Source organism: Xenorhabdus bharatensis, assembly GCF_037996705.1.
In the GTDB taxonomy this organism is placed as follows: domain Bacteria; phylum Pseudomonadota; class Gammaproteobacteria; order Enterobacterales; family Enterobacteriaceae; genus Xenorhabdus; species Xenorhabdus bharatensis.
In genome coordinates, this window is record NZ_JBBMXG010000001.1 from 182,930 (window position 1) to 195,418 (window position 12,489).

Genomic DNA, 12,489 nt, shown 5'->3' on the forward strand with positions numbered 1-12,489 from the left:
TTAATCACCCCTTTATTGAGCGTTGTACAAAATCACTGCGGCAGTCGCCAGCAGGTTGAGTAAGGTTAACGGCAAGCAAATTTTCCAGCCGAATGACATCACCTGGTCATAGCGCGGACGCGGTAACGCAGCACGGATCAGAATAAACATCATCATGAAAAATGCTGTTTTCAGCGCAAACCAGACGAATGGAGGCAGGAAAGGCCCATGCCAGCCACCAAAGAAGAGTGTGACGATTAAAGCAGACACCATCACAATACCGATATATTCACCGACAAAGAACATCCCGAATTTCATGCCGGAATATTCAATATGGTAGCCATCTGCCAGCTCCTGCTCTGCTTCCGGTTGGTCAAAGGGGTGACGGTGACATACTGCAACCGCCGCAATGGCAAACGTCAGGAAGCCAAAGAACTGCGGGATAATATTCCACAGATGCTGCTGGGAGTTCACAATCTCCACCATATTGAAAGAGCCGGCCTGTGCGACAACTCCCATCATGGACAGACCAATGAAAACTTCATAACTCAGTGTCTGCGCTGATGCCCGCATTGCGCCTAACAGCGAGTATTTGTTGTTACTCGACCATCCGGCAAACAACACCGCATAAACAGCCAGACCCGCCATCATCATGAAAAACAGGATACCGATGTTCAGATCTGCCGCCATCCATGTCGGGCTGACCGGTACAATGGCAAAAGCCAGTAACAGGGAGCAGAAACCAACGATAGGAGCCAGAGTAAAGATCATCCGGTCTGAGAAGCGTGGTGCCCAGTCTTCTTTGAAGAACATTTTGATCATGTCAGCGACAAGCTGTAATGAGCCGCCCCACCCTACGCGGTTTGGCCCATAGCGATTCTGGAACAGACCAAGAATACGGCGTTCGCCGAAACTCATGAACGCTCCGCAGACAACCACAACCAGCAGAATGACAACCGCTTTAAGAACAGAAATCAAAATGTCAATCAATTCGGGAGTAAGCCAGTTCATTATGCAACCTCCCGTAAGTTATTGACTGCTCTGCCTGCCAGAACCGGCGGAATACCCGGCATTCCCAATGGCAGGCCAATCTGACCCTGAGCAAGATTGCTGCTTAAGCGCACCACTAAGCGTAATTGCTGCCCCGCACAATCAAATTCCATCATGGAACCTTCTTTCACATTAAGATGTTCAGCATCCTGACGGTTCATCATGACATACGGCTCAGGCATGCGCTCCTGAATGACATCCGCCCGCTGGGATAACTCCTCACTACCAAACAGGTGGAAGTAAGGTGCGATGTACCATTCATTTTCCTGCGCACTAAAAGCAGCCGGAATGCTGTCAAAGTAGTTCAGACCACCATCCACTGTCTCAATCAGGCGTACACCGGGATCACCGAAACGCAGCTTACCGCCCACTTCAGCCTGAAATTTATTCCATGCCTGTGGTGAGTTCCAACCCGGCGCCCATGCAAACGGGATTTGCTGACGATCAGCAAACGGGCTGTTATTCCCTTCCATTGAGAAGGCAAACGCCGTATCGATATCTTGCGGCTGGCGCTGTTCATGAACACTGACATTGGCAAGCATGGCTGTACGACCACTGTAACGATGAGGTGAACGGGCCAGTTTTTGACCTCGGATGCGGAATGTGGCATCCGGTGCTGCATTGACGATGCCCTTGAATTGCGGCATTTCTTTGACACAAGCGTCAATCACATGGTCAAGCTGAGTCCAGTCCGTCTGACGCTGAGTATAGGTCGTATGCAGAGAATGCATCCAACGCCAGCTTTCCAGCATGACAACGGATTTGTCATAGAATGCAGGCTCATATACTTGGAAGTATCGCTGTGCTCGACCTTCCTGATTCACCAGCGTGCCATCGCTTTCTGCAAAACTGGAAGCAGAGAGGATCAGATGGGCTTTATCCATAATGGCGGTATGCTGATGGTCAACGACGATCAGGTTTTTCAGGCTATCCAGTGCATTGTCGATTTTATCAGCCGGAGCATGACGGTAGAGATCGTTTTCCATTACGATAACCGTGTCTGAATCGCCTTTAGCAATACGCTGTAAAGCAACATCCAGCGACTGCGCCTCCATCATCGCCAAACCAAGGCTGTTCGCATAGGCTGCGACATAGGAAAGACCGACATTGGCTCCGCTGTCTTTCAGTGCCCATGCAATATTAGCAGCAGCCTGAATCAGGGTATCACTGCCTGCATTACTGCCACTGATAATCAGTGGTTTCTTCGCTCCACGCAGTGCCTGAGCAACGATTTCTACTTTCGCTTTCAATTCATCCGGCAGATCATTGACAGCAGGAGCAATACTATTCAGGGCATGTGCCACGGCAAAACCGAACCGGGCCTGATCATCAACAGGGGCACGATAATTCCATGCTGCGATATCATCCAGACGGGTATCATCAACACTGGTCAGGAACAGCGGGTATTTGGCATGTTGACCAATATTCATCACTGCTGCAATTTGCCAGTCCGCGACTTTTTGAGCTGCGGCCATTTCACGGGCTTTGCCTTTAACAGCCTGACGTACCGACAGCGCCATGCGGGCACCTGTTTGTGTCAAATCTTCACCCAACACTAGCACAGCGTCGTACTCTTCGATCTCCCGCAGAGATGGCGTATAAACCCCGCCCTGTTGCAGAATTTCCAACATCATGTCAAGGCGGTGCTGCTCTTCTGCTGAAATGCCGCTATAGAAATTCTCCGCACCCACTAACTCACGCAGTGCAAAGTTACTTTCGATACTGGCGCGCGGCGAACCGATACCAATCGCGTTTTTCGCCTGACGCAGAATATCTGCTCCACCCTGCATCACCTGCACGGCATTCAGTGAGATCCACTGATCACCACGAAGTTGTTGTGGCTGGCGAGGGCGGTCATCACGATTGACATAACCATAACCAAAACGACCGCGGTCACACATGAAATAGTGGTTAACCGTGCCGTTATAACGGTTTTCAATCCGGCGCAATTCTCCGTAACGTTCTCCGGGGCTGGTGTTACAGCCGATACTGCACTGCTGGCAGATACTCGGTGCAAACTGCATATCCCATTTGCGGTTATAACGTTCAGAGTGCGTTTTATCGGTAAATACCCCTGTCGGGCAAACTTCGACTAAGTTACCGGAAAATTCACTTTCCAGTGTGCCATCTTCAGGGCGGCCAAAGTAGATATTGTCATGTGCGCCATAAACACCCAAATCCGTGCCATCCGCATAATCTTTGTAGTAGCGGACACAACGGTAACAGGCGATACAACGGTTCATTTCATGAGCAATAAATGGACCCAGTTCCTGATTCTTGTGTGTGCGTTTGGTAAAACGGTACTTACGGAATGAATGCCCCGTCATCACCGTCATATCCTGCAAATGGCAGTTACCACCTTCTTCACAGACAGGACAGTCATGAGGATGGTTAGTCATCAGCCATTCCACCACACTTGCGCGGAACTGTTTTGCTTCTTCATCATTAATGGAGATATACGTACCATCTGAGGCCGGCGTCATACAGGACATCACCAGACGACCACGTGTATCTTCCGCGTTCTGATATTGCTTAACCGCACACTGGCGGCAAGCGCCAACGCTTCCCAGCGCTGGATGCCAGCAAAAATAAGGTATATCAAGCCCCAGTGAGAGGCAGGCTTGTAACAGGTTATCAGCCCCGTTTACATCATAATTTTTGCCGTCTACATGTATCGTAGCCATAGTCAGCATGCTTCCCAATGGCCTGCCGTGGCAGGCGTTAATCAAAAATTCTTCTCTACCAACGCTGCTTAAGCAGGTTTGGCTGGATGCCTGCAATCAGGCTGGTATTCCCGTAATCTCTGGTGACAATCCCCGCCTCAAATTCTTCGCGGAAGTACTTGATTGCACTTTGCAAAGGTTCTACGGCACCGGGAGCATGAGCACAGAAAGTTTTGCCGGGGCCGAGGAAACGGCAGAGCTGTTCCAGTGTTTCGATATCACCGGGCTGGCCTTTTCCCTCTTCAATGGCACGGAGAATTTTGACACTCCAGGGCAGACCATCACGGCATGGTGTACACCAGCCACAGGATTCACGGGCGAAAAATTCTTCAAGATTACGGGTCAGGGAAACCATGTTGATCTCATGATCAACCGCCATTGCAAGCGCGGTGCCTAAACGACTTCCGGCTTTGGCGATGTGTTCGAAATCCATCGGCAGATCAAGATGTTCTTCGGTCAGAAAGTCGGTTCCTGCCCCCCCCGGCTGCCAGGCTTTAAATTTAAGCCCGTCACGCATACCACCAGCGTAATCTTCGAGAATTTCGCGGGCAGTGGTGCCAAATGGCAGTTCCCATAAGCCCGGATTTTTAACCCGACCGGAGAACCCCATCAGTTTAGTGCCGGCATCTTTACTTTTGCCTTCACTTAAACCGATGTACCACTCTTTACCGTGTTCAAGAATTGCCGGCACATTACACAGGGTTTCTACGTTATTGACACAGGTGGGTTTTCCCCAGACGCCTGCGGTTGCCGGGAATGGTGGCTTGGAACGAGGATTGGCACGGCGCCCTTCAAGGGAGTTAATCAGTGCAGTTTCTTCACCACAGATATAACGTCCCGCGCCGGTATGCACAAACAGTTCAAAATCAAAACCACTGCCCAGAATATTTTTGCCAAGTAACCCTGCTGCTTTCGCTTCTTCAATGGCTTTACGCAGATGAACAGCGGCTTCAACATATTCACCGCGCAGGAAGATATAACCGCGATATGCTTTCAGCGCGAAGGCACTTATCAGCATGCCTTCCACCAGCAAATGCGGCAATTGCTCCATCAGAAGACGGTCTTTATACGTTCCCGGCTCCATTTCATCGGCATTACACAACAGATAGCGAATGTTCATGCTTTCATCTTTCGGCATCAGGCTCCACTTCAACCCCGTGGAAAAGCCCGCTCCACCGCGCCCTTTCAGGCCAGCATCTTTCACCAGTGTGGTAATTTCATCAGGAGCCATGCCCTTCAGCGCTCTTTCGGCTCCCTTGTAACCATTTTTGCTACGGTATTCATCCAGCCAGACAGGTTGTTGATCATCACGCAACCGCCAAGTCAGGGGATGAGCTTCCGCTGTGCGGATAATTTCTTTCACTCCTGAATGCGTTGTCATTGATACTGCTCCAGCAATTTTTCAATTTCTTCGGGTTTCACATAACTATGAGTGTCATCATCAATCATCATGGTCGGTCCCTTATCACAGTTACCCAGACAACAGGTTGGCAGTAATGTGAAACGACCATCAGTCGTGGTTTGCCCCGGCCGGATATTCAGATGCTTTTCAATTGCCGCCTGAACCCCCTGAAAGCCCGTAATGTGACAAACAACACTGTCACAGTAACGAATGATGTGGCGGCCTACCGGCTGACGGTAAATCTGGCTGTAGAATGTCGCCACGCCTTCCACATCACTGGCGGGAATACCTAATACTTCTGCAATGGCCGAAATTGCACCATCCGGCACCCAACCACGCTGCTTCTGTACAATTTTCAGTGCTTCGATTGACGCTGCACGCGGATCTTCGTAGTGGTGTTTTTCCTGCTCGATAGCATCACGTTCCCCGGCACTCAGTACAAACTCATCCGGTATCTGAGCGTCTGTCACGTTGACCACATCAAGGCGTGCCTGCTTGTTTGCGTTAAATTCACTTTGCATTGTTAGCGATCCACATCAGACATAACAAAATCGATACTACCCAGATAAACGATCAGGTCGGAAACCAGACTGCCGCGGATCACCGAAGGGATCTGTTGTAAATGTGCGAAACTCGGTGTGCGGATACGGGTACGGTAACTCATGGTGCTACCATCGCTGGTCAGGTAGTAGCTGTTGATACCCTTAGTCGCCTCAATCATCTGGAATGATTCATTGGCTGGCATGACCGGCCCCCATGACACTTGCAGGAAGTGGTTAATCATGGTTTCGATATGTTGCAGAGTGCGCTCTCTTGGCGGCGGCGTAGTCAGTGGATGATCAGCCTTGAACGGGCCTTCCGGCATATGTTTCAGACACTGCTCAAGGATGCGCATACTCTGACGGATCTCTTCCACTTTCAGCATCACGCGGTCATAACAATCGCCGTTGTAACCAACCGGTACTTCAAAATCGAAGTTTTCATAGCCCGAGTAAGGACGCCATTTACGCACATCAAACTCAATGCCGGTTGCACGCAGACCCGCGCCTGTCACGCCCCAGTCCAATGCCTGCTTAGCATTGTAAGCAGCGACACCAACAGAGCGCCCTTTCAGAACACTGTTTTTCAGTGCCGCCTTGACATAAGAGTTCAAACGTTTCGGCAACCAGTTCAATAAGTCACGCAGCAGTTTATCCCAACCACGCGGCAGGTCATGCGCAACACCACCGATACGGAACCAGGCCGGATGCATACGGAACCCGGTAATGGCTTCAACAACATCGTAAACCTTCTGGCGGTCGGTAAAGGCGAAGAACACGGGGCTCATCGCACCAACGTCCTGAATGAAGGTACTGATATAAAGCAGATGGCTGTTGATGCGGAACAGTTCAGACAGCATGACGCGGATCGTTTTCACACGTTCAGGCACCTCAATACCCGCCAGTTTTTCAACCGCAAGTACATAAGGCATTTCGTTAACACATCCCCCCAGATATTCAATCCGGTCGGTATAAGGAATGTAACTGTGCCATGACTGACGCTCACCCATTTTTTCCGCACCGCGGTGGTGGTAGCCGATATCAGGGACACAATCAACGATCTCCTCACCATCAAGCTGAAGAATGATGCGGAATGCACCATGCGCTGACGGGTGGTTTGGCCCGAGGTTAAGGAACATGAAATCCTCATTTTCGGTTCCCCGTTTCATGCCCCACTCTTCTGGTTTGAAAGTCAGGGCTTCCATTTCCAGATCTTCTTTCTGTTTGGTCAGCATGAAAGGATCAAATTCCGTGGCGCGAGCTGAATACTCTTTACGCAACGGATGGCCTTCCCAAGTGGGTGGCATCAGGATACGACGTAAATTCGGATGACCATTAAATGTAATGCCGAACATTTCCCACGTTTCACGTTCGTACCAATTGGCATTCGGGAAAATTGACGTGATAGTCGGGATATTCAGGTCTCTCTCATCAAGTGCAACTTTCAACATAATGTCACGGTTGCGCTCGATGGAAAGCAGGTGATAAAACACCGAAAAATCCGCCGCTGGCAGACCTTCCCGGTGAGAACGCTGACGCTCATCAACACCATGCAAATCAAACAGCATGACATAAGGTTTGGGCAACTTTCTCAGGAACGTGATTACTTCCGTTAACCGTTCCCGCTTAATCCAGACAACCGGCATACCAGTACGGGTAGGCTGGACAGTAAACGTATCAGGGCCGAATTGGCGATTAAGCTCACCTACGACCGGATCATCAAGGTGATCTCTGGTTTCCCAAGCAGGCCGTACGCTTTCTTGCGCTATCTGATCTGTCATCATTCTTCACCACAACGCTTGATCAGGGTTTAATGTGATCGCAACATAATCTTGAGTTACGACATTGCTCTGGTTATTTTTATGGCTAAAAAGCCTTAAAATAGCGGCTAAAAGCCTTAAATCTCATCTGGGGTACGCAGATTTTTCACTGCGATACGTTCACCACGCTTCCGTTCTCTTTCTGATTGCATATTTGCGCGGTAAACCCCCTGATCACCAACGACCCATGACAGCGGGCGGCGCTCTTTGCCAATAGACTCCTGCAATAACAGCAGTGCCTGCATATAGGCTTCAGGACGCGGTGGACAGCCGGGAATGTAGACATCGACGGGAATAAACTTATCAACTCCCTGCACGACAGAATAAATATCGTACATCCCGCCTGAGTTTGCACAGGCTCCCATCGAAATAACCCACTTAGGCTCCAGCATCTGGTCATATAAACGCTGGATCACAGGTGCCATCTTGACAAAGCATGTACCTGAGATAACCATGAAATCAGCCTGACGGGGAGATGCCCGCAGTACTTCAGCGCCGAAACGGGCAACGTCATGAACTGCGGTAAAAGAAGTCACCATTTCGACATAACAACAGGAAAGGCCGAAGTTATAAGGCCACAGGGAATTCTTTCTTCCCCAGTTCACCATGTCATGCAGAGCATGTTCTAATTTACCCATATAGACACTACGGTGGACGTGCTGCTCCAGAGGATCGCTGACAAGCTCCTGCTTTTGCAGGGGGTAACGGTCATTCTCACCGTTCGGATCTATGCGGGTGAGCGTATAATCCATCTTTATGCCTCGCTATTACTGCATTTGACTGTTGTTGGTATTAACATTGGTGGTATTAGCATTATTGGTGCTGATATTAGCGGTATGCACATCAGCACTGGAATGACTAACCTGACGTCTTGAACGTGCGGGTGTCCAGTTCAGCGCGCCGATACGAGCCAGATAAACCAAGCCTGCTAATAAGACCAAAATGAAAATACTTGCTTCGGCAAAGCCCAGCCAGCCACTCTCTTTGATAGAGACTGACCACGCGTATAAGTAAAGGGCTTCAACATCGAAGATGACAAAAAACATGGCAACCAGATAAAATTTCGCCGACAGACGAAGACGGGCACTGCCGACAGAATCGATACCCGATTCATAAGGGACGTGTTTTGCTCTGGCTTTTGCTCTGCCCCCAAGAAAGTACGCTCCCAGTAACATGAACGCAGCCAACCCAAGAGCACCTATCAGGAAAATCGCAAATGCCCAGTTATGGGCCAAAACTCCAGTAGATGTAGACATACTCGTTGCTTACTCATCAAAAGTGGTGTCAAAGTGTCTGCTCTTTTAACCGGCAGTGTTGCACCACATCGATTCATGGGAAGGGATAACAACCAAATCTGAAACAGTGCTAATCAATTGCTTGAACGGCATGGATCATCTTGGTTTTTATTCCTCTCAACAATTTTGTCAGTTACGACAAATATGCTTACTAATTTATTTTACAAAGCACAAACCTTTAATTAACGAATTGTGCTTGTGTATCGCTAAAACGTGTCAGTAGGACAAAAAACTAACAACACACTATGACTAGTCTAACCGATAACTCGACTTTACTACACTATTATCTCAGGAAAAACCTGTCTTTCCACTGTGCAGGGGGGAGTATTTTTATGATCAAGTGCACAGTTTCATTGAAAAACATTCAACAACAGAACAGATTTCATTCAACCATTAATGGACTGTTTCTAAAAGAAACAATTTGAGTTTAATTACGCAACTATTTCTGAAAATAGATCTATTTTATCAGTTTAAAAAATGAAAGTTGTTAACAAAGAAACATTACATTAACTAAAATTAGAAAGGATAATAAAATTAATAAGGGATATTTCTGACAGTAAATATCAGCAATTAGAATGGAAACAGGAAAAGGTTATTAATATATATTTAAGAACAGGCTAATATTTCCACAAATAAAATGGAAATATTAGCCTATAAAACACACGTAATATTACTCGTTTATATTTTCGACTGAGGATTCTTCAATGGATTCAAGAGAGTCATCAGATTCATCAATATCATCTGTTTCATCTGATTCAATGGATGTCACGGTATAAGGTGTTTTCTTATTTTCTATAGCATCAAAAACTGTCAGAACGGATTCATTTTGTTCATTACTGTTTCGATACAAGAAGAATTGTATTTCTGGCAAACGCGGCAGCCCTTCACTCTCACCCAGAATTCTTAAGTCAGCATTCTGCATTTCCAAAGGACGGGCAGTAATACCAACCTCTGCATTGACAGCAGAGCGAACAGCGGACAAGGATGCAGCTTCATAGGCAATACGCCACGGAATACCACTCATATCAAGAGTATCAAGTGCGATTTGACGGAAAGTGTTCGTTTCGTCCATCACAACCAGGGGAACCGGCTCATTCATCTGTAACTGGAAGTCAGGCGCACAGTGCCACAATACGGGTGAAGAACGAAGTACAGTACTAGGATGATGATTAATTTTTGCTGTGGTTAATGCTAAATCAATTTCATGGTTATCCAGCATACTTTCAATGAATTGACTACGTTTAATACGTACATCAACAGCAATACGCGGATAGACAGAAGCAATGCGGTTTAACAGGAAAGGAAGCAGAGTATCGACTGTGTCGTCAGACGCTCCTATCCTGAGTTCACCGTCTGCATCATTATATGTCAATGATGCTGTAGCATCGTCATTAGCACGCAGAATTTGGCGTGCGTAACCAAGAAGTTGAAGCCCGTGCTCGGTAAGGAGCTTATTACGTCCGTGGCGAGCGAATAATTCTCTCCCCACTAAATGTTCCAAACGTTGCATTTGCTGACTAACAGCCGATTGCGTTCTACAAACTGCTGCTGCTGCTGCTGCAAACGTATTTAAGTCAGCAACGGCAACGAAAGTCCTTAGCAGATCGAGATCGAGGTTTATTATCTGACGATTTGCATTTATCATTGTTTATTCATCACTTTTTTTTGATTTTAATTACTAACTAACCTGGTGTTTTTACTTCAGCAGTATCAAATAAAATAATACCAATTCTGACACTACTCTACTCTATTAAAGAGGGCAAAGGTTTACTGCATTTTTTTACTACTTATATCATCATGGGTTTTATTTTCTCCTTTCTTAACAAAATTTATGCAATCACTGAATTAATGGCCAAGTAAAAACCTATTTACCTTACATAACCACCAATTTCCAGTACAAATAGTCTTTTTCTGACTTGCTTCAAAGAATAACATAACTTTAATTCGCAAAACTTAACCACAGCAAACAATATTAGTATTTTTAATGAATTAATACTTTTATTGAAAAGTCATGAAAATGTTACGGGTAAAAATTCAAAAAGATTCTCGAAGTATCTTAGATAAAAACCTTAATTAATTTTATGTCGGCAAAGATAAATTATAAGAATACATTATACAAATTATCTTACTTTTATTGACAATTCAGCTTGCCTTTATGGTTTAGGCTAAAAATCAGCATCATTCCTTATCTTTCTACAGTTCGCCAACTAAAAACACCCCATTATACAGAATTAAATTCCGACATATTCAAAACAACTGAAAGCATAAACTGACTAAACTCATGTTTTCAGATAGCAGCATTATGCATTAGACTTTAAAACAACCGTTTTAACCAAAGATATCATGAGCTCTTCAAAAGATTGACAGAGAGGAGTACATTGAACATTAGATTTTTTGTAAGCCGGATAAGTTCCACTTCTGCCAAGAAAAAGGTTAAGGCACCCTATGTTTTCCATTAATAAATCCAGCAAATTAGATAATGTCTGCTATGACATCCGAGGTAACGCCCTTAAAGAAGCCAAACGGCTTGAAGAGGAAGGGAATAAGGTACTGAAATTAAATATTGGTAATCCGGCACCATTTGGTTTCGAAGCACCTGATGAAATTTTAGTTGATGTTATCCGCAATCTGCCAACTGCTCAGGGCTATTCTGATTCGAAAGGCCTGTATTCAGCGCGTAAAGCGATCATGCAACATTATCAGGCGCGGAATATGCTGGATGTTACCGTTGAAGATATCTTTATCGGTAACGGTGTTTCTGAACTTATTGTTCAGTCTATGCAGGCCTTGCTCAATACGGGCGATGAAATGCTGGTTCCGGCTCCTGACTACCCGCTCTGGACTGCTGCCGTCTCTCTCTCCAGTGGTAAAACTGTCCATTATTTATGTGATGAACAACAAGGCTGGTTCCCTGATTTAGATGATATCCGCCGTAAAATTACCCCCCGTACCCGTGGTATCGTCATCATTAACCCGAATAACCCGACTGGCGCGGTATATAGTAAAGAACTCCTGCTGGAAATCGTGGAAATTGCCCGCCAGCATAACCTGATTATTTTCGCGGACGAGATTTACGACAAAATCCTGTACGATGAAGCCCAACATCATTCGATCGCTGCACTGGCACCGGATCTTTTTACCGTCACTTTTAATGGCCTGTCAAAAACCTACCGTGTTGCCGGTTTCCGTCAGGGATGGATGGTGCTGAACGGCCCGAAAAAACAGGCAAAAGGTTATATCGAGGGACTGGAAATGCTGGCATCTATGCGCCTTTGCGCTAATGTACCGATGCAGCATGCAATTCAAACCGCACTCGGTGGTTATCAAAGCATCAGCGAATTCATTCTTCCGGGCGGACGCCTCTATGAGCAGCGCAACCATGCCTGGGAATTAATCAATCAGATCCCCGGTGTTTCCTGTGTGAAACCGATGGGGGCTCTCTATATGTTCCCTAAAATTGATACAAAACGTTTCAATATTTATGATGACCAGAAAATGGTTTTGGATCTCTTGTTACAGGAAAAAGTATTATTAGTTCAGGGAACGGCTTTTAACTGGCCAGAACCGGATCACTTCCGTATTGTCACATTGCCACATACCGCAGACCTGCAAATAGCCATTGAAAAATTTGCCCGCTTCCTTGGCAATTACCGGCAAAAATAATATAAAAATAAGTAAGTT

The 12,489-nt window shown here is 46.5% G+C and carries 9 protein-coding genes; 1 reads left to right on the forward strand and 8 read right to left on the reverse strand.

Annotated elements, in window-relative coordinates; translation table 11 throughout:
• Positions 1-12 precede the first annotated feature (12 nt).
• From nuoH to hexA, 8 genes are all read right to left on the reverse strand, one after another.
• Entirely contained in the window at positions 13-990 is a 978-nt protein-coding gene (gene nuoH / locus AAC855_RS00820) for an NADH-quinone oxidoreductase subunit NuoH (protein WP_340607764.1), read from the reverse strand.
• Positions 990-3,713, reverse strand: a complete 2,724-nt coding sequence (nuoG, locus tag AAC855_RS00825; RefSeq protein WP_340607765.1) for an NADH-quinone oxidoreductase subunit NuoG — start codon at positions 3,711-3,713, stop codon at positions 990-992. Before nuoG ends, nuoH begins: the two co-directional genes overlap by 1 nt.
• 55 nt (positions 3,714-3,768) lie before the next feature.
• On the reverse strand, positions 3,769-5,133 hold the full coding sequence (gene nuoF, locus AAC855_RS00830; RefSeq protein ID WP_099121153.1) for an NADH-quinone oxidoreductase subunit NuoF: 1,365 nt from the start codon (positions 5,131-5,133) through the stop codon (positions 3,769-3,771).
• Positions 5,130-5,675 (reverse strand): NADH-quinone oxidoreductase subunit NuoE, encoded by a 546-nt coding sequence (gene nuoE, locus AAC855_RS00835; protein ID WP_340607766.1) that lies wholly within the window; start codon positions 5,673-5,675, stop codon positions 5,130-5,132. The genes nuoF and nuoE overlap by 4 nt, the downstream gene beginning before the upstream one ends.
• 2 nt (positions 5,676-5,677) lie before the next feature.
• Positions 5,678-7,477: an NADH-quinone oxidoreductase subunit C/D gene (gene nuoC / locus AAC855_RS00840; protein ID WP_340607767.1), complete on the reverse strand. Its 1,800-nt coding sequence runs from the start codon at positions 7,475-7,477 to the stop codon at positions 5,678-5,680.
• 113 nt (positions 7,478-7,590) lie between these two features.
• Positions 7,591-8,265, reverse strand: coding sequence for a NuoB/complex I 20 kDa subunit family protein (locus tag AAC855_RS00845; RefSeq protein WP_099108389.1), 675 nt, complete (start codon positions 8,263-8,265; stop codon positions 7,591-7,593).
• Positions 8,266-8,280: 15 nt separating this feature from the next.
• Complete coding sequence (locus AAC855_RS00850) at positions 8,281-8,769, reverse strand: NADH-quinone oxidoreductase subunit A (RefSeq protein ID WP_340607768.1); 489 nt, start codon at positions 8,767-8,769, stop codon at positions 8,281-8,283.
• 709 nt (positions 8,770-9,478) lie between these two features.
• Positions 9,479-10,453: a transcriptional regulator HexA gene (hexA, locus tag AAC855_RS00855; RefSeq protein WP_340607769.1), complete on the reverse strand. Its 975-nt coding sequence runs from the start codon at positions 10,451-10,453 to the stop codon at positions 9,479-9,481.
• A gap of 800 nt (positions 10,454-11,253) precedes the next feature.
• On the opposite strand from hexA, the gene AAC855_RS00860 reads away from it, so the two are divergent.
• The gene (locus AAC855_RS00860; protein ID WP_340607770.1) at positions 11,254-12,471 is read left to right on the forward strand and encodes a pyridoxal phosphate-dependent aminotransferase; all 1,218 of its coding nucleotides are present in this window, start codon (positions 11,254-11,256) and stop codon (positions 12,469-12,471) included.
• The last annotated feature ends 18 nt before the right edge of the window (positions 12,472-12,489 follow it).